This window comes from Allokutzneria sp. A3M-2-11 16 (assembly GCF_024213555.1).
Lineage (GTDB): Bacteria > Actinomycetota > Actinomycetes > Mycobacteriales > Pseudonocardiaceae > Allokutzneria.
Window position 1 is genome coordinate 415,926 of record NZ_JANAVO010000001.1, and the last position, 21,009, is coordinate 436,934.

The following is a 21,009-nucleotide window of genomic DNA, read 5'->3' on the forward strand; positions in this document are numbered from 1 at the left end:
AGGAGAAGGGGAGATGAGTTCCGTGGCAGTTGTCCCGGGGCTCGCGGCACTGTGCTGATTTCCGCACGACGGGATCAGCTCTTCTCCAGGAACTCCGCGTGCTCCTCGTGGATGAGGTCGGAGACCATCCCGGCCAGCCCGGGGTGGCTCAGCAGCTCGGGGTCGGCCGCGACCACGTCGTCGGCGGCCACCCTGGCGGCCTCGATCACGTCCTCGTCCTGCAGCAGCGACAGCATCTTCAGCGTTGAACGCTTGCCCGACTGCGCGGAACCGAGGATGTCGCCCTCGCGGCGCAACTCCAGGTCCAGCCGGGCCAGCTCGAAGCCGTCCGTGGTCGCCGCCACCGCCTCCAGTCGCTGCCGGGTCGTCGTGTTCGCCGGGATCTCGCTGACCAGCAGGCACAGCCCGGGAGCGCTGCCCCTGCCGACCCGCCCGCGCAGCTGGTGCAGCTGGCTCACGCCGAACCGGTCCGCGTCCATGATCACCATCACGGTGGCGTTGGGCACGTTCACGCCGACCTCGACCACCGTCGTCGCGACCAGCACGTCCAGTTCCCCCGCGCCGAAGGCCCGCATCACCGCGTCCTTCTCGTCCGTGGGGAGCTTGCCGTGCAGCACGCCGACCCTCAGCCCGCGCAGGGGTCCGCTCGCCAGCCGCGGCGCCACGTCCATCACCGCGAGCGGCGGGCGGCGGTCGCTCTCCTCCTTGGCTTCCTTGGGTTCCTTCGGTTCCTTGGCGCCCTTGGACTTCTTCGGCGGCGCCTCGTCCTCATCGCCCTCGGACTCCCCGATGCGCGGGCAGACCACGTACGCCTGGTGGCCCTTCGCGACCTCCTCGCGGATGCGCTGCCACGTGCGGTCCAGCCACCTGGGTTTCTCCGCCGCCGGGACCACGGAGGTGGAGATCGGCGAGCGCCCCTTCGGCAGCTCGCGCAGCGCGGCCACCTTCAAGTCGCCGTAGACGGTCATCGCGACCGTGCGCGGGATGGGCGTCGCGGTCATCACGAGGATGTGCGGGCTGCCACCGCCCGCCGCGCGCGTGCGCAACGCGTCGCGCTGCTCGACGCCGAAGCGGTGCTGCTCGTCGACGACCACCAGGCCCAGGTCGGCGAAGCTCACCCGGTCCTGGATCAGCGCGTGCGTGCCGATCACGATCCCCGCGGCACCGGAGGCGGCGTCGAGCAGCGCCTGCTTGCGCTCCTTCGCGCCCATCACCCCGGTCAACAGCGTGACCCTGGTCGCGACGTCCGGCGCGCCGAGCTCACCGGCCCGCGCGAGGTCGCCCAGCATCTCGGCGAGCGACCGGGCGTGTTGCGCGGCAAGGACTTCGGTCGGCGCGAGCATCGCTGCCTGGCGGCCCGCGTCCACCGCCTGCAACATCGCCCGCAGCGCCACGAGCGTCTTGCCGGAGCCGACCTCGCCCTGCAGCAACAGGTTCATCGGGTGGTCGGTGGCCATGTCCGCCGAGATCAACTCGCCGATCTCGCGCTGGCCGTCGGTCAGCGTGAACGGCAGCACTTCGTCGAAGGCGGCCGCGACCCCGTCGCCCCTGCGCGGGCAGCTCGGCGCGGGACGGCTCACCGCGGAATGCCTGCGCTGCGCGAAGACCAGTTGCAGCGCGAGGGCTTCGTCCCACTTGAGCCGCTGCTTGGCGATGGTCACCTCGGCCCAGCTGTTCGGCTGGTGGATGCGGCGCAGCGCCTCGGACAACCCCGACAGGCCCGCCTCGGTGAGCATCTCCTCCGGTACCGGGTCGGCGACGCCGTCCCACTGGTCCAGGACCTGCCGGACGCAGTTCGCGATCGTCCAGGTCTGGAGGTCCTTCGACGCCGGGTAGACCGGGATCAGCCCGCTGGCGAACTCCTGCAGCGCCGACCCGTCCTCCTCGTCGCCGATCAGCTTGTAGTCGGGGTGGGTCAGCTGGAGCTTCTTGTTGTACTGCGAGACCTTTCCGGAGAACATGCCGCGCGTGCCCGGCAGGAGCTTGGTCTGGTGGTACTTCTGCTTGAAGAAGGTGAGGCTCAGCTGCGCGCGCCCGTCGGTGATGATCGCCTGGGTGATCGTCCCCGGCCTGCTCGCCATCTGCCGGGTCACGCAGGAGCGGACCTCGGCCATGATCGACACGTGCTCGCCGATCGCCAGGTCGGCGATGCGCGTCAGCTCACCCCGCTCGGCGTAGCGCCGCGGGTAGTGCCGCAGCAGATCGCCGACGGTGGTCAGCTCGAGCGCGGACTCCAGCGCCTTGCCGCTCTTCGCGCCCAGCAGCCGGTCCAGCTTGTCGTCCCAGGAAGCCATCGACACCATTCAACCGCGCCCCACTGACAGTCTCTTACTCCACACCCAGCAGCAGCACCGCGTCCAGCTGCCCACCGGGATAAGCGGCCAGTTCGACCTCGGGCCGAGTGTGCCGGAGGTGCTCGGCCAACGCCTCGGCGACGCCGTCCGGGGCTCCGGCCCCCAGCACCGCCGTCACCAGCTCCCCGCCCGCGGCGAGCATCCGATCGGCCAACTGGCAAGCCGCCGAGGTCACCGCCGAGGCGGGCTCGATCAGCACGACCTCGCCGTCGACCATGCCCAGCACGTCACCGGGCTGACAACGGCCGACCCACGTCAACGCCTCGCGCTGGGCGATCAGCAACTCTCCGCGCCTGGTCGCCGCAGCGGCTTCCGCCATCGCCACGACGTCGTCGCCCGGCCTGCGCGCAGGATCGTGCACGGCCAATGCGGCGAGACCTTGCACCGCCGAGGCCGTAGGAACCGCAACCACGTCCTGTCCGGCCTGTGTCGCTTGTGCGCACGCTTCGTCCACTACGACGTTGAAATGCATGGAGTTAGGCAAAAGCACTACATGCGCGGCGCGGCTGCCACTAATGGCAGCAAGGAGGTCCGCAGTGTCCAACGGCTGCGCGGGCGGCACGGTGACCACTACGGCGCCTTCACTGCGAAACAGCTCCGCGATGCCTTCACCGTCCACAATGGCCACTACCGCGCGATCGCGCACGAAGCGCTTCGGCGCCGCCTCGATCTGATCGGCGAAGCGGACCACGGTGATCCGATGTGGACGGCCGGCCTCCACACCCGCCTCGATCGCCGCGCCCACGTCATTGCAGTGCACGTGCACAGTCCACAATCCTGCGCCGTCCGGTGTGCCGTCCGACACAACGGACACGCAGTCACCCAATGCGGCCAGCTCCGCGCGCAACGTCGTAGTGCGCCGCTCGTCGCCGCCGTCCAGCAAGTACATGACCTCGTACTCGAACTCCGTCGAGCCACCCTCGCGCTCCGTGTGCAGGTCCTCGGCCAGCCGCGGCAGGCGGTGCGGGCCGAGCGCGCGCTCCACGCGTTCGCCCGTGACCACCTCGGCGAGCGCGTCCAGCAGGACCACCAGGCCACGTCCGCCCGCGTCCACCACACCGGCCTTGGCCAGCGCGGAGAGCTGCCTCGGGGTCTCCGCGAGCGCGTCCGCGGCGGCCTTCGAGCTGGCGACCACGACCTCGGCCAGGTCGTCGCCGTCGCACTCGCGCGCCGCCACCGCGGCCGCGTGCAACACCGTCAGGATCGTGCCCGGGGCGGGCTCGGCCACCGCGGCCGTCGCCAGCGCATCGGCTCTGACCAGGGCTTTCCTGATACCTTCCCCGCCAGCGGCGGTCGCGCCCGCCCACTCCTCGGCCAGGCCGCGCAGCACCTGGGACAGGATCACGCCGGAGTTGCCCCGCGCCCCCGCCAGCGCTCCCCTGGCCAGCGCGGCGACCGCCGTGCCCGCGTCCGTGATGTCCGTCCTGACCAGCGCTTCGAGCGCGGCGCGCATCGTGTGCAGCAGGTTCGTCCCGGTATCGCCGTCCGCGACCGGGTAGACGTTGATCCGGTCGATCTCCTCGCGACTCGCCTCCAGCGCGTCCACGCAGGTCACGGCCCATCGGCGCACCGCAGCGGCGTCCAGCACTCCCAGCACCCGCACCATCCCCGCGTCAGCCAGTCGAACGTGGTCGGCGATCACCAGCACCGGAGCGTACCGATGGGGGGCGGTTTGGTTGGTCGGACCGACTCGGGATAACCTGTGCGGGCTGTCCGGCATTCTGCCCGTGACAGCCATGCCAAGGCTCACACCTGGGCCTTGAAGTTCTCATTGCACGACAACGGTTGAAGGAGCGCCCGACATGGCTGCCGTGTGCGACGTCTGCAACAAGGGGCCGGGCTTCGGCATGTCGGTCTCGCACTCCCACCGGAGGACGAACCGCAGGTGGAACCCGAACATCCAGACCGTGCGCGCGAAGATCGGTCTTTCGCAGCGCAAGCGGCTCAACGTGTGCACCTCGTGCCTGAAGGCCGGCAAGGTCGTTCGCGGCTGACGCACCCCTGATCTGCTCCAACGGCCCGGGTCGGACTCAGTCCACCCGGGCCGTTCGGCGTGTCGCCACGCGGTAGGTCAGCACGGCCGCCACCAGCGCCAGGCTCCCCCCGCCGACCAGCGTCCACCTCGGCCCGAGCACCGCGATCACCCCGGCTGCGGCCACCGTGCCGAGCATGTTGGACGTGGTCATCACCGCGCTCACGGCCGCGAAGACCCGCCCACGCAGCTCCTCGGGAGACCGCAGGGAGGTCAGCGCCTGGGTGCCGAGGTTCTGGAAACCGTTCGCGATCCCGGCCACCACCCACATCGCGCACGCCACCACAACATGGGGCACCGATCCGGCCACGACGAGCGCGGTGCCCATCAGCACGCCGCCCGCGCCGAGCATCCGCAGCAGCGCACGCTCCCCGCTCGCCCGCGCGGCGATCCGGCTGGCCAACAGCTTCCCCGAGCCCCAGCAGGCGGCCATGATCCCGAGGACCACTCCACCCGCCAGCAGCACGTCGGTGACGAAGAAGACCTCGGCGACGTTCACGAGCACCGTGGCCAGGAGCACAACCGCGCCACCCGACGTGATGGCCACGAGCACCGTGTCGGCGCGGAGGTGGCGCATCCCCGCGACGGCGGCCCCGCGCTTGCGCTCCGGCGTGCTCAGCCGGGGATCGCGCTCGGCTCGCACGAACAGCAACAGCGCCGCTTGGAAGAGCAGTGTCGCCACGTCCACGAGCAGCGCCACGGTGGGACCCGCCTCGGTGATCAGCACACCGCCGAGCCCCGATCCGAGCAGCATGCCGATCGTCGACGCGGTCCCCCACGCCGCGTAGCCCCTGGTCGCGCCCTCCTCGCCGGTGATCCTGGGCAGCAGGGCCGTCGCGGCGGGTTTGGTGACCGCGGTGCCGAAGCCGTAGCAGAACGCGATGAGCGCCGAGAGCGGCACGCTGCCCAACGCGGGGATCAGCGCGGCCACGGCCGCCGCCTGCACCAGCTGCGCTCCGATCAGCAGCCTGCGGTTGGGCAGCCGGTCCACCAGCAGGCCGACCACGGGCGCGCCGAACGCCACCGGGACGAGTTCCGCCGCGAGGACGAGCGCGACCGCGAGCGGCCCGTGCTCGGAGAGCGAGAGCAGCAGGGTGAGCGTGGTCAGCATCGTCCCGAAGACGGACACGCCGACCCCGCTCACCACGAGCAGGAGGTCGCGCCCTAGGGGAGCTTCCACTCGACCGGCGCCGCGCCCTGCTCCTCAAGGAGCTTGTTGGCCTTGCTGAACGGGCGAGAGCCGAAGAAGCCGTTGTGCGCGGACATCGGGCTCGGGTGGGCGGACTCCACACAGGGCACGTTCGGCATGGTGGGCCGGAGGTTGCGCGCGTCGCGGCCCCACAGGATCGCCACCATCGGCTTGTCCCGCTCGGCGAGCGCCTTGATGGCCTGCTCGGTGATCTCCTCCCAGCCCTTGCCGCGGTGCGCGGCGGGCTTGCGCGGCTCCACCGTCAGCGCCCTGTTGAGCAGCAGCACGCCCTGGTCCACCCACGGCGACAGGTCACCGCTCGAGGGCAGCGGCAGGCCGAGGTCCTGCTCGTACTCCTTGAAGATGTTGATCAGACTGGCGGGCGGGCGCACCCCGGGGGCGACGGAGAAGCTGAGCCCGACCGCGTGCCCCGGAGTCGGGTACGGGTCCTGGCCGACGATGAGCACCCGCACGTCGTCGAAGGGTTGTTGGAACGCCCGCAGCACGTTCTCCCCCGCGGGCAGGTACTCCCGCCCCGCGGTGATCTCCGCGCGCAGGAACTCGCCCATCGCGGTGATGCGGTCCTCGACCGGTGCGAGGGCCTTCGCCCAACCGGCATCCATGATTTCGTTCAACGGTCGTCCTGACACGGGCCGTGACGATAGCGGGCCGCGTTCACCCGAGTTCTGCCGCTACCGCATTGACCATCGCATTGCGCAGTCGAACGTCGTCGCGCACTCGTGGTTGGTGCTCCATGTGGTAGAACCGCCCGCCGATCCGCCTCGTGTGCCTGGCTTGCGGATTCTTCGTAGCGCCAACCGAAGGCCAGTTCTCGCCGTCGAAGACTTCCGCGCGCACGCCCACCGCCCGCATCCGTTGTGCGATGCGGTGCAACTGTGCGTGTGGTCTCGCGCTTCCGTTGCTGAGCACCACATCGGGATAGTGGTCCTCGACGAAGCCGTGGTACTGCAACACATCTGTGCTCGCGGTGGTCAACCGCTCGTGCACGGCCTGGAAGAGGCTGCACGGGTTTCGCGCCATGTCCGATGGTGGTTCCCAACCGTTGCGCGGTCGACCGTTCGCGTAGCGGTGTGTTCCTGCCACAAGGAGAACTGAGCCCTCGCAACGATGAAGTGCCTCTACTCCGAAATCAGGCGTATACCTGTCATGGCGTGGATGCGGCACCTCGACGACCACATCGCGATACGGAGCCGCGCGGAGGTAGTAGGAGCCCCAACAACGCTTATAAGACGCCGTTTCGCGCACTATGTGGAAGTCGCCGTGCACGGGGTCTCGCAGTTCCAGGAGCTGGTAGTCGACGCGCGCGAGCAGAGCGACCGCTTCGTCCAACCGACCGGCGCGGGCGGCGGCGACCCCTTCCGCCGCCACCGCGACCTCGGCAGGCCGACCGACGACGAAGCGGTCACTCCCCTCTTCCGGCAGCTTGTCGTTCTCTTCGAGGACGGCGTCCAGCAGCGACTGGTGGATCAGTCCAACCTCCGGAGCTTGGTGCGGTACTCGCCGATGTTGGCCACGTACATGGCGACGGGAACGTCCACATTGTCCTCGGCGACCTCGAAGCCCTCCCGGATCCGCGCGGGAACCCCGAGCGCCATGCGGCGGCTGGGCACCCGCCCGCCGAAGGACACCACCGCACCGGCCCCGACGACGGCACCCGCGCCGACCTCCGCGCCGTTGAGCACGACGGACCCGGAGCCGATCAGGCAGCGGTCGCCGATGGTCGCGCCCTCGATGTGCACGTTGTGCCCGACAACGCACTCCGCACCGATCAGGGTCGGGTGGATCGGCGTGCAATGCACCACGGTTCCGTCCTGGACGCTCGTGCGCTCACCGACCTCGATCCGGCCGTAGTCCCCGCGCAACACCGCCTGCGGCCACACCGACGCGTGCGCGCGGACCACGACGTTGCCGATCACCGTGGCCTCGGGGTGCACGTAGGCATCGGGGTGAACGTCCGGTACGAGCTCGCCGAGAGCGTAAATGGCCATGTCGCACAGTATCCGGCCGCTCAGTGTCAGACCCCCTGTCTACCGTCGGCCCCGTGCTGACGAACTGAGTTCACCAGCGATGACGACGGCAGCACGGTCCACCCACGCGCAGGAGGCGGTGAAACACGTGCTGACACGACTCCAGGAGAACCCGGCCCGCCCAGGGATGTGGCTGGGCACCGTGCTGGCCCGGCTGGGCGCACTGCCGGGCCGGTTGCTCGCCTACGCGCGCGACCGGCTGACCACGGCGCACGACGCCGCCCGAGCCGTTGCGCCGCACCAGGTGCGGCGGCCTCCGGTGCTGGTCCCCGGCGAACCCTGGGCGGACCAGGCGATCGCCGAGGTCGCCGCGCTGCCGCCGGAGCACGCGCGGTGCTGGGAGGAGCTGCTGCGGCACGCGCTCGCGCTGGTGACCTCGCGCCCGGCGAAGAAGTGGCGCGCCAGGGCGCGGGAGCTGCTGGACGCGCTCGGCGCCGACGAGGTGTTCGGCAGGACCGACCGCTGGCTCACCACCTTCGCGACGGCACCGCCCGGTCCGGCCAACGTGCACAACGAGCACAACGACACCGCCGTGCGCGGCCTGCTGTGGCTGCGCGCGGTCGCCCCGGAGGAGGACACCAGCCCGCGCCTGCTCGGCATGGTCGTGGCGGGCGCGCTCGACGCGCAGCCGCGGCGCACCAGGGTGGCGGGCGCGGCGGTGCACGTTCTCTCCACTGTGGACAGTGAACCCGCGCTCGCGGAGATCGCGCGGCTGGCGAACCGGATCACCCACAGGCCGACGCTGCGACTGCTCGACCGGACGCTGGCGGTGAAGGCGGACGCGCTGGGCATCACCAGGGGCGAGATCGAGGAGATCGCGGTCCCGCACTTCGGCCTCACCACGACGGGCCGGGGCACCCGCGCGATCGGCGACGCCGAAGTGGAGCTGGTGGTCGAACCGACCGGGGTGCGCACGCGGTGGCGCGATCACGACGGTATGGCCACCAAGTCCGTTCCCGCCTCCGTGCGCACGGAGAACGCTGACGAACTCCGCGCACTGCGCGCGCACGTCAAGGACGTCAACGGGACGCTCACGGAGCAGAAGGCACGGTTGGAGCGACTGTTCCTCGAACACCGGGTCTGGCACTTCGAACAGTGGCGGACGCGATACCTGGACCATCCGCTCGTAGGCACGATCGCGCGCAGGCTGATCTGGATCGTCGGTGTGCGCGCGTGCGTGTACTACGAGGGCGCGCTGCGCGGGTTGGACGGACAACCGGTGCCGGTGCGCGCCTCCGACGACGTCGCGCTGTGGCACCCGGTCGACTACGAGACCGACGAAGTCCTTGAGTGGCGCGAACTGCTCACCGAACAGGGCATCGTGCAACCGTTCAAGCAAGCGCACCGCGAGGTCTACGCGCTGACGGAGGCAGAGCGGAGCACAGAACTGTTCTCCACGCGCTTCACCGCGCACATCCTGAAGCAGAAGCGGTTCCACGCAATCGCCACCGCGCGCGGCTGGCAGAACCAACCGAGGTCCACAATGGACACAACCTGCCAGCCGACGGTGCGCGAACTGCCGGAGTGGGGGTTGCGCGCCGAACTGTGGGTGGAAGGAGTCGGCGACGGTTTCGACGTGGCGGCCACCGAATCGGGCGGCTACCACTACGTCGACACCGAGCACATCCGCTTCTACCCGTTGTTCGCCCCGGAGAACACCGCCTACGCGGCGGGAGCTGGCTACGCGCCCTGGGACGACGTCGACGACCTCAGCGATCCGCTGCCGTTGGCCGACGTCCCACCACTGGTGTTCAGCGAGGTGCTGCGCGATGTCGAGCTGTTCGTCGACGGTGCGAGCATCGGCTCCGACCCCGCGTGGCAGGACGACGGCGCCGACAGCTCGTACCGCGAGTACTGGAACTCCCACGGCTTCGGCGAGTTGTCCACGGCGGCGGCGACTCGGCGGGAGGTGTTGCGGCGCGTGCTGCCCGCGCTGCCGATCGCGCAGCGGTGCACCGTGACCGACCGGTTCCTCGAAGTGCGCGGGGACCTGCGCGGCTACCGGATCCACCTCGGTTCCGGCAACGTGGTGATGCAACCGGACGACCAGTACCTCTGCGTGCTCGCCCGGCAGGCCAAGGGCGTCGGTCGCGGGGTGTGGCTGCCGTTCGAGGGAGACGGGATGCTGCGCCTGATCCTGGGCAAGGCGCTGCTGCTCGCCGAGGACTCCGCGATCACCGATCCGACGATCGCGGAGCAGCTGCGGTGATCAGTACAGCGACTTGGCGAAGCAGAGGCTCAGCGGATGGTCCTTGTAGGCGCCGAAGTTCTGGATGCGCTCGTAGCCGTTGGCGCTGTACAGCGCGACCGCCTCCGGCTGCTGCGTACCGGTCTCCAGCACCATGCGCCGCCTGCCCGCGTCCCGCGCGGTGCGCTCCAGCTCCACGAGCATGCGCTTGGCGAGGCCCTTGCCGCGGGCGGTGCCGACCACGTACATGCGCTTGATCTCGGCATCGCCGTCCAGGAACTGCGGATCGTCGCTGTCGTGCGCGCGCCACCCGCCGCACACGACCGCTTCCTCGTTGAGGTAGCCGACGATGAACAGGCCCAGCGGCGGGGCGAATTCCGCGGGATCCACCGGGGTGACGTCCTCGTCGCCGTAACGCACGACGTACTCCTGCTGGACCTCCGAGATCAGCTTCGCCGCGTCCGGGTGGTCGTAGCCGACGACGCGCAGCTCCAAGTCGAGCATCACCATGCCCGCACACTAAGCGACCAGGCACGTGGATAGGAATGCAATTTCCCGCATCCCTATCAGCGCCAGTGCTCCCAGCCGTTGGTCGGCCCCTCGTAGGGCCTGCCGTCCACGGTGATGCCGGAGCCCTTGCCCACCCAGCCGATGGGGTGCCAGTCGTCCGGTACCTGCCCCGGCGTGGGGAACGTCGCGACCAGCGCGTGGTCCTCGCCGCCGGTGAGCATCCAGTGCAGCGGGTCGGCGCCGAGCGCGGACGCGACGTCCAGAAGGCGTTGGTGCACCTCGAAACCCTCGGTGCGGACGTTGATCGCCACGTCCGACGCGCGGGCGATGTGACCGAGGTCGGCCAGCAGTCCGTCGGAAACGTCGAGCATCGCGGTCGCACCGGCGATGGCGGCCTGCGGACCCGCCACGTAGGGCGGTTCGGGCACGCGCTGCGCGCCGACGACGGCCACCGGCGAGCGGAATCCCCGGCCCAGCACGGCCAACCCGGCCGCGGCCCAGCCGAGACGCCCGGCGTAGGCGAGCACGTCGCCGGGCCGCGCTCCGGAGCGGGTCACCGGTGCCCGGCCCTCCAGGTCGCCGAGCGCCGTGACGGAGATCACCAGGGTCTCCGACGTGACCATATCCCCGCCCACCACACCGATCCCGGCGTTCGCGGCCTCCTGCCACATGCCCGCGAACAACCCGTCGGCCAGCTCCACCCGGGTGTCCCCGGGGCACGCGAGACCGACGAGGACCCCGGTCGGCACCGCACCCATCGCCACGATGTCGGCGAGGTTGACCGCGACCGCCTTGCGGCCCACCTGCTCGGGATTCGACCAGTCCAACCGGAAGTGGACCCCTTCGACGAGCACGTCGGTCGAGGCCACCACCCGGCCGTCCGGCGCGGCCACCACGGCGGCGTCGTCCCCGGGCCCGAGCAGCGTCGGCGGTGGCTGCGCCCGGCCCTGGGTCACCCGGCGGATGAGCCCGAACTCGCCGAGCCCGGCGACCGTCTCCGCGTCACGCGGCGGCTCCGGACGCACACCCACCTCCGACCCTGAGCGACCCGACCCCCGGCTGGGGTAGCTTTTCGTGCACGTTCCTACCCCGTGCAGACAGCTCAAGACGAAGGGGCACGCCGTGGTCCAGGCATACATCCTGATCCAGACCGAGGTCGGCAAGGCAGCAGCCGTCGCCGCCGAGATCGCCACCATTCCCGGCGTGATCAGCTCCGAGGACGTGACCGGTCCCTACGACGTGATCGTCCGCTCGGAGGCCGAAACCGTCGACCAGCTCGGCCAGCTCGTGGTGGCCAGCATCCAGGGCGTCGACGGCATCACCCGCACCCTGACCTGCCCAGTGGTGCACCTCTAAAGCTCCGCGCCGGTCACGGTTTCCGGGCACCGCCCCCGCAACCACGCCCGGCCCGCGCGCATGTTGTAGTAGCCGGGTGCCCGACAAGCCCACGGACAACGCGTTCCCTCGGCCGCTGGTGATCCTGGCGGTCGGGCTCCCGGTGCTGCTGGCCGTCGCGGTCGGCGCCATCGGCCTCTTCTCCGGACCGGCCGAGGACTCCGATCCCGGGCAGCAGCAGGAGATCTCCACCGCTCGCCGCACCGGCCCGCTCACCCTGCCCCCGGTGCCCGCGCCCGGGGCGAGCACCTCGGAGTGCCGCGCGGTGCTCGACGGCCTGCCCGCCGAACTGACCTCCAACGCCGCGAAGCTACCGCGCAGGCAGCTCGCCGAACCCGCACCCGTGGCCACCGTCGCCTGGGGCAGCCGCGAGGTCGACCCGATCATCCTGCGCTGCGGGCTCGGCAGGCCATCGGAGCTGACCCAGTCCAGCCCGCTGCTGGTGGTCGGCGGCGCGACGTGGCTGGAGATCGCCGAGCCCGGGGTGAGCACCTGGGTCGCGGTGGACCGGCCGGTGTACGTGGTCCTCACCGTGCCCAAGGACGCGGGAACCGGGCCGCTGCAAGAGGTTTCGGCGACGATCGCGAAGGCGCTGCCGCCGCGCTCCCCCGACCTCGTCGGCACCCCGCCGGGGCAGGGCCCGCCGCACGTGATTCCCCCGACTCCCACTCGCTGACACCGCCCCACTTCTGTTGTGCGTGCCGACAATGGTCAGCGCAGGCCGGTGCCCCTGGCGATGGCGGTCTCGATCAGCGTGGTCAGCAGCGTCGGGTAGTCCACGCCGGTGACCTCCCAGGTCTTGGGGTACATGGAGATCGGAGTGAAGCCGGGCATCGTGTTGATCTCGTTGATGATCGGCGTGCCGTCGGCGGTGACGAAGAAGTCCACCCGCGCCAGCCCCTGGCAGTCCAGGGCCTGGAAGGCCGCGACCGACAGCGCCCGGATGCGCGCGCTCAGCTCGTCGTCCAGCTTCGCCGGGATGTCGACCTCGCACGCCTGGTCGGAGTCCAGGTACTTGGAGTCGAAGTCGTACCAGTCGGCGGCGGCGCTCTCCAGCATCCGGATCTCCGCGGGCAGGCTGGCCTCGACCCGCCCGTCCGGGAACTCCAGCACGCCGACCTCGATCTCGCGGACCACGACGCCCTTCTCGACCAGGACCTTCGGGTCGGTCCGCCGGGCCAGCTCGATCGCCGCGTCCAGCTCGGCCCAGTCGGTCACCTTCGAGATGCCGATGGAGGAGCCGGCGCGGGACGGCTTGACGAACACCGGCAGGCCGAGCCGGTCCCGCTGCTCCGCGGTCAGCGTCGCCTGGCCGCGCCGCAGCACCTCGTAGGGCACGCTCGGCATGCCCTCGGCGGCGAGCAGCTTCTTGGTGAACTCCTTGTCCATGGACGCGGCGCTGGCGAGCACGCCGGGCCCGACGTAGGGCACACCGGCCATCTCCAGCAAGCCCTGGATGGTGCCGTCCTCACCGAACGCGCCGTGCAGGACGGGGAAGACCACATCGACGCCGGAGAGCACTTCACCGGCGCGACCGGGCTCCAACAGCACGACGTCGCGTCTGGTCGGATCGCCCGGCAGTACCACAGCGGTGCCGTTCTCCGGCACCTGCGGAAGGCTGCGGTCACGGATCTCCAACGCTTTTGGATCATCTGTGCCCAGCACCCAGGCCCCGTTCGGGGCGATTCCGACCGGAACGACCTCGAACCGGGTGCCGTCCAGGTGGGTCAGCACGCTGCGCGCCGACACGCACGAAACCCCGTGTTCCGTGCTGCGACCACCGAAAACAACCGCGACCCTCGTCCTGCGTTCTGCCATGCCCGTGACCCTACCGGGGGACGCTCGCCGCCCTCCGAGCCGACTTGACCCTGGTGAGACCGTCATGGTGTGCAGCAGTGCGAGCTCGTCAACGAGGTGCGGGAGGCGGTCCGGGAACCGGGCTGCCCTCGGCTGCGCGCGAGCCTCGTCGCCGATCTCGTCCGCTCGGTCACCGGCTTCCACTGGGTCGGGATCTACCAGGCGTCCGCGAGCGCGGTGGAGCTGCTCGCGTGGAGCGGCCTTCCCGGCCCCGCGCACCCGCGCTTCCCCCTGGCGGAGAACCTGACGCTGGAGGCGGTGCGGCAGGCGAAGCCGTTGGTCTGCAACGACGTCGCGGGCGATCCGCGCTACGTCGCGGCCAGCGACAAGATCGGCTCCGAGGTGATCGTCCCGGTGGTCGTCGAGGGCCGCGTCCTGGGCACCCTCGACGTCGAGGACTGCCGCCCCGGCGTGTTCACCGAGGCGCTGGTGGCGAAGCTGCTCGAGGTCGCGACGGAGCTGGTTCCGCTGTACGAGGAGCAGCTCGCGCTCGACTGAGCAGGTCGACCAGCACCGGCAGCGCGCCGTCGAGCTGGCGACGGGTGCACGCCGTGTAGCCGACCGCGACGCCGAACCACGCGGGCACGCCGATGTGGTGCCGTTCGAGGCCGTCGAGGAGCAGCCCGTGCCGCTGCCCCTCCGCGAGCGCCTGGCGTTCGGCCTCCAGGGACGGCATCGGGACGACCAGGTGCCCGCCCGCCTCGTCGCCCACGGTCGGGATGCCCGCCTCGGAGAAGGCCAGGACCAGCGACGCTCGGCGCTCCCCCAGTTCCCTGCGGAGCCTGCGCAGGTGCCTGCCGAGGTCGCCGTGCCTGGCCAGCTCGACCAGCACCCGCTGCCCGGCCGCCGAGGGCGAGGTGCCGGTGAGGTTGCGGTGCTCGATCACCTTCGCGGCGATCTCCGGGGGCGCGACCATCCAGCCGGTGCCGAGCCCCACGGTGAGGATCTTGCTCGTGGTGCCGAGGTGCACGACCACGTCGGGAGCCAGCGACGCCAGCAAAGGCAGCGGCGCGACGTCGTAGCGCATCTCGCCGTCGTAGTCGTCCTCGACGATCAGCCAGGCGTTGGCGCGCGCACGCTCGATCAGCTGCGTGCGCCGCGTGGCGGGAAGCCTGCCGCCGAGCGGGTACTGGTGCGCGGGCGAGCAGTACACGGCAACGACTTCGTCAGGGATCTCCGACACCACAAGCCCGTCCTGGTCGACCGGCACAGGCACTACGCGGAGCCCAGCAGCGCGGAAAGCACCTACGCCGCGCTGGTATCCCGGTTCCTCGAACGCGACCGCGGAGCCCCTAGGCAACACAGCCATGGCCAGCTCCCCTACGGCGGCCGTTGTCCCCGCTGTGGCGAGAACCGCGTCCTCTGGCGCATTGGGCACTACGAGGCCGCGGTGGCGCAACAAGTGCTCTGCGACCGCGGCGCGGTAACTGGGCAGTCCGGCGCGCTGTGGGCGCAGCAGCGGTTCGGCCTCCGCAGCCGCACGCCACGCCCTGCGCCACGCGGCGGTCTCGATGCCCTTTCCGAACCCTGCGCCGGGAGCGAGGTCGAGGCCGTGGCCGGACTCCGCGCTGGGCTTCGCCGCGACAGCACCGGGTCCTGGCGCGGGAGGCGTAGCGGTGACGAACGTGCCCGAACCGTGCTTGCCGTCGAGCCAGCCCTCCGCGTGCAGCTGGTCGTAGGCGGCAGCCGTCACGGTCCGGCTGACCTTGAGGTGGGTGGCGAGGGCTCGCGTCGACGGCAGCCGGTCGCCGCTGCGCAGGTGCCCGGTGGTCGCGGCGGCGCGCAGCGCGTCGGCGAGCTGGGCCGCGAGCGGGCGGGGGTTCGTGCGGTCCAACGCGATCGGTAGTTCGACCGGCAACACAGCAGTGGCCTCTCAAAGTCATGCGGCGGTGGCTATTCGATGATGCCACTTCACCGCACAGGCTAGAGCCATGACCAGACCGCCGCTGTCCCCGACCGAACGCAGCACCATCCAGCGCGGCAAGCAGCGCGCGGCCACGGAGCGCGCGGATCTCGACGAGGTGCTCGACGCCGGGGTGATCTGCCATCTCGGCGTCGTGATCAACGGGGCTCCCGTGGTGCTGCCGACCTGCTACGGCTGGGAGGGCGACACGCTCTACGTGCACGGCTCCACCGGCGCGAGCACCCTGCGGACGGCGATCGCGGGCGCCGAGGTCTCCGTCGCGATCACGTTGCTGGACGGGATCGTCTACGCCAGGTCGGCCTTCCACCACTCCGCCAACTACCGCTCCGCCGTGGTGCACGGGCGCGCCCGGCTCGTCGAGGACCCGGACGAGAAGCTGCACGCGCTCGCCGTGATCACCCAGCAGGTCGCGCCGGGCTCGTGGGACTACACCCGCGGCCCGAACCGCAAGGAGCTGGCGGCGACGTCCGTGCTCGCGCTGGAGCTGACCGAGGCCGCGGTGAAGATCCGGCGCGGCCCGCCCGTCGACGACGAGGAGGACGTGGCCGAGGACTCGCGCTGGGCCGGGGTCCTGCCGGTGCGGCAGGTCTGGGGCGAGCCGGAGCCCTGCCCGCTGCTGCCGCCGGGCGTGGCCGCGCCCTCGCACGTGACACTCAGGGGTGCCAGCTTGGGCGAGTGACCAAATAAGGGGCAGCGCCGCCGCGCGCAGCTGGTCGACTCCGGGCTGGCCCTGCTCGCGGACGGGGGCTGGCCCGCCGTCACGACCAGGGCGGTCGCCGAGCACGCGGGCGCGAACGTCGGGCTGATCCACTACCACTTCGGCGGGCTGCCCGGTCTGCACGCGGCCATCGCGACCAGGGCGGGAGAGCTCGTCGTCGCGCCTGTCGTCGACCGGTTCCTGGCCGCGCCCGACCTGCGCGCGGCGCTCGACGACCTGCGCGGGCTCGTCCCGGAGACCGTCACGGACGGCGCGCTCACCCGGCTGGCCGTGGAGCTGATCGCCGGGGCGATGCGCGATCCGGCGCTCGGCGAAGTCCTGCGGGACCAGCTGCGGACGGCGCGCGAGCGGGTCGCCGACTGGCTGCACCGTCGCGGGCACACGCCGGTCGTCGTAGACGCCGTGCGCGGTGAAGTCGAGATGCGGTTCGAGCGCTCGATAACCGAAGTGCGGCAAGACTCGAACGGTGTCGATGTCACGTTCACCGATGGGATGCAGGAGTCCTACGACCTCTTGGTCGGCGCGGACGGCGTGCACTCCACAACGCGCGAGTTGGTGTTTGGGCCCGCAGAAAGGTTCGAGCGCTACCTCGGCTACTACCTGGCGTCGTTCCCCGTGCAGGACAACTACGGCATAGGCGCGGAGCGGCTGCACTACACAGAGCCCGGCCGCCAGGTCGTGGTGTACCGCACAGGAGAGCCCGGTCAGCTCAAGCCGTCATCGAGGTCGTCGAGCACAACCACGGCGACGGCAGCTACACGGTCTGTTCCGGCTTCGGCGACCGTGCCGCCCGGTACCGCAACGTCCTCAAAACTCCGGACGTCACGGTCCAGGTCGGCAGTCGGCGAATGCGGGTGACCGCCGTACCACTGAGCACCGAAGAAGGCGGCGAGGTCATGGCCCGCTACGCCCCTCGGCACCCCGGCGCGGCCAGGAACCTGATGCGCTTCATGGGTTTCCGCGTCGACGGCAGCGTCGAGGACTACCGCGAGGTCGGGCAGCGGCTGCCGTTCCTGCGGTTCGCGCCTAGAACTTGACCGGTCCCTTGACCAGGTCCTGGCGGTACTCCGTCATCCCCTGCCTGCGCGGGCCGAAGACGTGGATGCTGACGGCCGGGTCCGGGCCGGAGTTGCGCACCTCGTGCACGTAGGACGGGCCGAACACCCGAGTCTGTCCCGTGGTCAGCGCGTGCACGAGTTCGACCGGCCTGCCGTCCGCGCCTACGCGGGCGACGCGCTCCACCAGGGAGCCCTGCACCACGGTGAACGCGCCGTGGCCGCCGTTGTGGTCGTGCAGTTCGGTGTGCTGGCCCGGCAACCAGCTCATCAGCCAGACCTCGTGCTCATCGGTCTTCTCGATCAGCCCCACCCAGCGGTCGGCGGGGTCGTAGCGCAGGCGGTGCGCCCAGCGGGAGCGGTCAGCGGCGATCTTGAGCGCGATCCTGGCGGGGTGCAGCAGGGCGGGGCGCTCGGCGGGAACGGTGTTGGGCGGAACGGCGAACATCAGCGTGGTCCTCAGGAATGTGGTGATGGGTGCGGGCGCACGCGACGTCGCCGGTCAGGCGGACGGGATCGGTGCGGCCACGCGGGAGCAGACGGGGCGGATCACCACGAAAGACAGAGCGCGCTGGCAACCCGGACGAGGGCGATGTGGCCCTTCCGGTGCGTCATGGCGCGCGAAGACATGCCTGAATCGAACAGGAGGCCGATGCGGTCCGTCAAGTCGTCACAGAATCAAGGGCTTGAATCACATCGGCCACAAGATCGTCCGCGTCTTCGACCCCGACGGACAGCCTGACCAGCCCTTCCGGCACCGGGTCGCCCCACTGCGCGCGCCGGTCGCCGGTGGTGCGCAGTCCCCCGAAGGAGGTCGCGGCCGCCACCAGCCGCGCGGCGGCGACGAACCGGTCCGCGGTCGCGGCGTCGGCCAGCTCGATCGTCACGACGCCGGGGAACCGCCGCATCTGCTCGCACGCGATCTTGTGCGCCGGGTCTCCGGCCAGGCCGGGCCAGCGGACGGTGCGGACGGCGGGGTGCGCGCCCAGCGCCTCGGCGAGCACGGCGGCGTTGGCGCTCTGCCGTGCCAGCCGGAGGTCGAGGGTCCCGAGGCTGCGATGCGCGAGCCAGGTCTCGAACGGAGCGGGCACGGCACCGCCGAGGGTGCGCGCCCTGCGCAACCGCTCGGCCAGCGCGGGGTCCACTGTGGACACGTGGCCGAGCAGGACGTCGCTGTGGCCGGTCAACGCCTTGCTGTCGCTGGCGACCACGAAGTCGGCACCGAGCGCGAGCGGCTGCTGACCGAGCGGAGTGGCGGTCGTGTTGTCCACCGCCACAAGGGCACCCGCCGCATGCGCACTGTCCACAAGGGACCGAATATCGCAGACGTCGAGCCATGGGTTGGACGGCGTCTCCAACAGCACCAGGCGAACACCGGCGAAGTCGGGCCACGGCCCCGACGTCGGCACCTCGCGAACCGAGACCTCCATCTCCTCGGAGATGAAGCTGCGCGTGGCGAAGTAGCCGTCCGACGGCACCACGACGGTGTCGCCGGGGCTGAGGAAAGCTCGCAACAGCGTGCTGATCGCGGCCATCCCGGACGGGAAGAGCACGCACTCGCCGCCGTCGAGCTCGCCGATCGCGGCCTCCAGCGCGCGCCAGGTCGGGTTGCCCGCCCGCGCGTAGTAGTCCGGCTGGGGACGGCCGGGGGCGCCGTCGAGGTGGTAGGCCGTCGCGAAGACCGGCCCCGCCAGCAACGGCTCCCCCACAACGGGCCCGGTGTGTCCTGAGTGGACACACCGGGTCCCGTCACCCCAGCCCTGAGTCACGAACGCTCCGGCTTCTGCTTGCGGCCCAGCAGTTCCGCGACCATCTCGCGCGGCTCGATCTCACCGTCGCACAGCCGCTGCACGGCCTCGGTGATCGGCATCTCGACGCCGTTGCGGGTGGCCAGCTCCCGGATCGACGAGCAGGACTTCACGCCCTCGGCGACCTGTCCGTGCGCGGCCTCCTGCGCCTGCGCCAGGGTCTCCCCCCGGCCGAGCCGCTCGCCGAAGCTGCGGTTGCGCGACAGCGGCGAGGAGCACGTCGCGACCAGGTCACCGAGCCCGGCCAGCCCGGCGAAGGTCAACGGGTCCGCGCCGAGCGCGGCGCCGAGCCTGCTGGTCTCCGCCAGCCCCCTGGTGATCAGCGAGGCCGCGGTGTTGGTGCCGAAGCCCAGCCCGACCGCGATGCCGCAGGCCAGCGCGATCACGTTCTTGCAGGCGCCACCCAGCTCGCAGCCCACCACGTCGGTGATCGTGTAGGGCCGGAAGTACCCGGTGGCGCAGGCGCGCTGCAGTTGCACGGCGCGGTCGTGGTCGGGGCAGGCGATGACCGTGGCGGTCGGTTGCCGCACCGCGATCTCCATCGCCAGGTTCGGCCCGGAGACCACCGCGACCTGCTCCTCCGGCACCCCGGCGACCTCGCGCACGACCTCGCTGATCCGCTTCAGGGTGCCCAGCTCCACGCCCTTGGAGAGGCTGACCAGGGTGACCCCGGGCGGCAGCAGCTCCCGCCAGCCCGCCAGGTTCTCCCGCAGGTGCTGGCTCGGCAGGCTCAGCACGACCACCTCGGCGCCGTCCAGCGCGGCCTCGGCGTCCACAGTGGACTTGAGCCGCTCCGGCAGGGTGATCCCGGGGAGGCGGTCGGGGTTCTCCGCGCGCTGGTTGATCGCGTCGGCCACCTCGGCCCGGCGCGCCCACAGCGTCACGTCCCGGCCGGCGTCGGCGAGCACCTTGGCGAAGGTCGTGCCCCAGGAACCCGCGCCGAGAACGGCGATGCGCTGCGCGCTCACTCGCCCTCCTGCTTGTCCTTGCGGGCCTTGCGCGGCGAGTAGAACTCGGTCGGCGCCTGCTCCTCGCGGACCTCGGCGAGCAGATCGCGCACCTCGCCCATGAGGTGGTCGGTAACCTCACGCAGCAGCTCGTTGTCCAGCGCGCGGCCGCGGAACTTCGACAGGTCCAGCGGCTCGCCGACGCGGACGACGACGGTCTTGCGCGGGAACAGGCTCAGCCGCTTGCGCTCGTGGTCCCACAGCTGGTGGGTGCCCCAGTGCACGAGCGGCAGCACCGGGATCGAGCCGTTGACGCAGTGCTCGACGGCGAGCCGGGCCACCCCGGTCCTTGACACCATCGGCCAGAGGTCCGGGTCCTTGGTGAGCGTGCCCTCCGGGTAGATCGTCACGACCTTGCCGTCGATCAGCGCCTTGTCGGCCGCTTCGAGGCTGTTGCGCGCGTCGGCGCTGCCCCGGCTCACCGGGATCTGACCGGTGTTGCGCAGGATGCGGCCGAGCACCGGGATCTTCCACAGGCTGTCCTTGGCCAGGAAGCGCGGCACCCGGCGGGCCTTGTGCACGAACACCGCCGCGAAGGGCGGGTCGAGGTGGGAGATGTGGTTGCCGACCAGCAGCACCCCGCCCTCGCGAGGCAGGTTGTCCCGGCCGTCGAAGCTCCGCCTGGCCAGCAACCTGGTGCCCGGATAGAAGATCGCCGCGGCGACGCCCACCCAGAAGCCGCCTTTTTCCCTGGCCACGCGTTGCCTCCCGTCCACAGCCCCGCCGAGCGCGGGGTGAGGTGAGTCTTCCCGGAGCAACGCCGTCAGGTCCAGCCGGACGCAGAACCGGGACTTGGGGCGGACGTGTTTCACAGGTCTCGTTCGATGAGAGTCGGGATCGAGGTCGTTCCTGGCAAGACGGCGGGAAGGCCGCGTACCGGTGTTGTACGTGGGCTTTCCGACGACGCCGCCAGGGGCGGGCTCG

Annotated in this window: 22 protein-coding genes and 2 pseudogenes; 9 read left to right on the plus strand and 15 right to left on the minus strand. The window is 71.0% G+C overall.

Annotation, left to right across the window (positions count from 1 at the left end):
• Window positions 1–74: 74 nt before the first annotated feature.
• Together recG and NLX83_RS02130 are read right to left on the minus strand one after the other, a co-directional pair.
• A complete protein-coding gene (gene recG / locus NLX83_RS02125; RefSeq protein WP_254233165.1) occupies window positions 75–2,294 on the minus strand; it encodes an ATP-dependent DNA helicase RecG in 2,220 nt (739 codons plus the stop codon).
• Window positions 2,295–2,328: 34 nt separating this feature from the next.
• A complete protein-coding gene (locus tag NLX83_RS02130; protein ID WP_308209259.1) occupies window positions 2,329–3,996 on the minus strand; it encodes a DAK2 domain-containing protein in 1,668 nt (555 codons plus the stop codon).
• 160 nt (window positions 3,997–4,156) lie between these two features.
• Between NLX83_RS02130 and rpmB the strand changes: the two genes are divergently transcribed.
• Window positions 4,157–4,348 (plus strand): 50S ribosomal protein L28, encoded by a 192-nt coding sequence (rpmB, locus tag NLX83_RS02135; RefSeq protein ID WP_030430573.1) that lies wholly within the window; start codon window positions 4,157–4,159, stop codon window positions 4,346–4,348.
• Between the two features lie 36 nt (window positions 4,349–4,384).
• Here the strand turns inward: rpmB and NLX83_RS02140 are convergent, their stop codons facing one another.
• The 4 genes from NLX83_RS02140 to NLX83_RS02155 form a co-directional block, all read right to left on the minus strand.
• Window positions 4,385–5,566 (minus strand): MFS transporter, encoded by a 1,182-nt coding sequence (locus tag NLX83_RS02140; protein ID WP_254233166.1) that lies wholly within the window; start codon window positions 5,564–5,566, stop codon window positions 4,385–4,387.
• On the minus strand, window positions 5,551–6,225 hold the full coding sequence (locus NLX83_RS02145) for a uracil-DNA glycosylase (RefSeq protein ID WP_254233167.1): 675 nt from the start codon (window positions 6,223–6,225) through the stop codon (window positions 5,551–5,553). Before NLX83_RS02145 ends, NLX83_RS02140 begins: the two co-directional genes overlap by 16 nt.
• A gap of 25 nt (window positions 6,226–6,250) precedes the next feature.
• Window positions 6,251–6,964: a hypothetical protein gene (locus NLX83_RS02150; protein WP_254233168.1), complete on the minus strand. Its 714-nt coding sequence runs from the start codon at window positions 6,962–6,964 to the stop codon at window positions 6,251–6,253.
• A gap of 98 nt (window positions 6,965–7,062) precedes the next feature.
• Window positions 7,063–7,584 (minus strand): gamma carbonic anhydrase family protein, encoded by a 522-nt coding sequence (locus tag NLX83_RS02155; protein ID WP_254233169.1) that lies wholly within the window; start codon window positions 7,582–7,584, stop codon window positions 7,063–7,065.
• 127 nt (window positions 7,585–7,711) lie between these two features.
• Between NLX83_RS02155 and NLX83_RS02160 the strand changes: the two genes are divergently transcribed.
• Entirely contained in the window at window positions 7,712–9,832 is a 2,121-nt protein-coding gene (locus NLX83_RS02160; RefSeq protein WP_254233170.1) for a DUF4132 domain-containing protein, read from the plus strand.
• Here NLX83_RS02160 and NLX83_RS02165 read toward each other — a convergent pair whose 3' ends face one another.
• Both NLX83_RS02165 and NLX83_RS02170 read right to left on the minus strand, forming a co-directional pair.
• Window positions 9,833–10,315 (minus strand): GNAT family N-acetyltransferase, encoded by a 483-nt coding sequence (locus tag NLX83_RS02165; RefSeq protein WP_374118756.1) that lies wholly within the window; start codon window positions 10,313–10,315, stop codon window positions 9,833–9,835. It abuts the gene before it with no gap.
• A gap of 62 nt (window positions 10,316–10,377) precedes the next feature.
• A complete protein-coding gene (locus NLX83_RS02170) occupies window positions 10,378–11,346 on the minus strand; it encodes a thiamine-phosphate kinase (RefSeq protein ID WP_254233171.1) in 969 nt (322 codons plus the stop codon).
• 97 nt (window positions 11,347–11,443) lie between these two features.
• Between NLX83_RS02170 and NLX83_RS02175 the strand changes: the two genes are divergently transcribed.
• Both NLX83_RS02175 and NLX83_RS02180 read left to right on the plus strand, forming a co-directional pair.
• Window positions 11,444–11,677: an Lrp/AsnC ligand binding domain-containing protein gene (locus NLX83_RS02175; protein WP_030430580.1), complete on the plus strand. Its 234-nt coding sequence runs from the start codon at window positions 11,444–11,446 to the stop codon at window positions 11,675–11,677.
• Window positions 11,678–11,753: 76 nt separating this feature from the next.
• Window positions 11,754–12,392: a DUF3515 domain-containing protein gene (locus NLX83_RS02180; protein ID WP_254233172.1), complete on the plus strand. Its 639-nt coding sequence runs from the start codon at window positions 11,754–11,756 to the stop codon at window positions 12,390–12,392.
• A gap of 35 nt (window positions 12,393–12,427) precedes the next feature.
• Here the strand turns inward: NLX83_RS02180 and NLX83_RS02185 are convergent, their stop codons facing one another.
• Window positions 12,428–13,534, minus strand: coding sequence for a D-alanine--D-alanine ligase family protein (locus NLX83_RS02185; protein ID WP_254233173.1), 1,107 nt, complete (start codon window positions 13,532–13,534; stop codon window positions 12,428–12,430).
• 69 nt (window positions 13,535–13,603) lie between these two features.
• On the opposite strand from NLX83_RS02185, the gene NLX83_RS02190 reads away from it, so the two are divergent.
• Window positions 13,604–14,071: a GAF domain-containing protein gene (locus NLX83_RS02190; protein WP_254233174.1), complete on the plus strand. Its 468-nt coding sequence runs from the start codon at window positions 13,604–13,606 to the stop codon at window positions 14,069–14,071.
• Here NLX83_RS02190 and NLX83_RS02195 read toward each other — a convergent pair.
• Window positions 13,989–15,434, minus strand: coding sequence for an aminotransferase-like domain-containing protein (locus NLX83_RS02195; RefSeq protein ID WP_254233175.1), 1,446 nt, complete (start codon window positions 15,432–15,434; stop codon window positions 13,989–13,991). The genes NLX83_RS02190 and NLX83_RS02195 overlap by 83 nt on opposite strands.
• A gap of 70 nt (window positions 15,435–15,504) precedes the next feature.
• On the opposite strand from NLX83_RS02195, the gene NLX83_RS02200 reads away from it, so the two are divergent.
• Window positions 15,505–16,176, plus strand: coding sequence for a pyridoxamine 5'-phosphate oxidase family protein (locus NLX83_RS02200; RefSeq protein ID WP_254233176.1), 672 nt, complete (start codon window positions 15,505–15,507; stop codon window positions 16,174–16,176).
• A 131-nt stretch (window positions 16,177–16,307) separates the two neighbouring features.
• Here NLX83_RS02200 and NLX83_RS41715 read toward each other — a convergent pair whose 3' ends face one another.
• Window positions 16,308–16,475, minus strand: coding sequence for a hypothetical protein (locus NLX83_RS41715; RefSeq protein ID WP_254233177.1), 168 nt, complete (start codon window positions 16,473–16,475; stop codon window positions 16,308–16,310).
• Here NLX83_RS41715 and NLX83_RS42205 point away from each other — a divergent pair.
• From NLX83_RS42205 to NLX83_RS02215, 3 genes and pseudogenes are all read left to right on the plus strand, one after another.
• A pseudogene (locus tag NLX83_RS42205) lies at window positions 16,432–16,770 on the plus strand (FAD-dependent monooxygenase); the annotation flags it as partial. The gene NLX83_RS41715 and the pseudogene NLX83_RS42205 sit on opposite strands and share 44 nt — an antisense overlap.
• A gap of 164 nt (window positions 16,771–16,934) precedes the next feature.
• Window positions 16,935–17,063 (plus strand): annotated as a pseudogene (locus NLX83_RS41720) (nitroreductase family deazaflavin-dependent oxidoreductase); the annotation flags it as partial.
• A 6-nt stretch (window positions 17,064–17,069) separates the two neighbouring features.
• Window positions 17,070–17,252 (plus strand): hypothetical protein, encoded by a 183-nt coding sequence (locus NLX83_RS02215; RefSeq protein WP_254233178.1) that lies wholly within the window; start codon window positions 17,070–17,072, stop codon window positions 17,250–17,252.
• Here NLX83_RS02215 and NLX83_RS02220 read toward each other — a convergent pair.
• From NLX83_RS02220 to NLX83_RS02235, 4 genes are all read right to left on the minus strand, one after another.
• Window positions 17,242–17,718, minus strand: coding sequence for a cysteine dioxygenase (locus NLX83_RS02220; protein WP_254233179.1), 477 nt, complete (start codon window positions 17,716–17,718; stop codon window positions 17,242–17,244). The two genes, NLX83_RS02215 and NLX83_RS02220, sit on opposite strands and share 11 nt — an antisense overlap.
• Window positions 17,719–17,932: 214 nt before the next feature.
• Complete coding sequence (locus NLX83_RS02225; protein ID WP_308209260.1) at window positions 17,933–19,039, minus strand: cystathionine gamma-lyase; 1,107 nt, start codon at window positions 19,037–19,039, stop codon at window positions 17,933–17,935.
• Window positions 19,036–20,046: an NAD(P)H-dependent glycerol-3-phosphate dehydrogenase gene (locus NLX83_RS02230; RefSeq protein WP_254233181.1), complete on the minus strand. Its 1,011-nt coding sequence runs from the start codon at window positions 20,044–20,046 to the stop codon at window positions 19,036–19,038. Before NLX83_RS02230 ends, NLX83_RS02225 begins: the two co-directional genes overlap by 4 nt.
• On the minus strand, window positions 20,043–20,897 hold the full coding sequence (locus NLX83_RS02235) for a lysophospholipid acyltransferase family protein (RefSeq protein WP_308209261.1): 855 nt from the start codon (window positions 20,895–20,897) through the stop codon (window positions 20,043–20,045). Before NLX83_RS02235 ends, NLX83_RS02230 begins: the two co-directional genes overlap by 4 nt.
• Window positions 20,898–21,009: the final 112 nt, after the last annotated feature.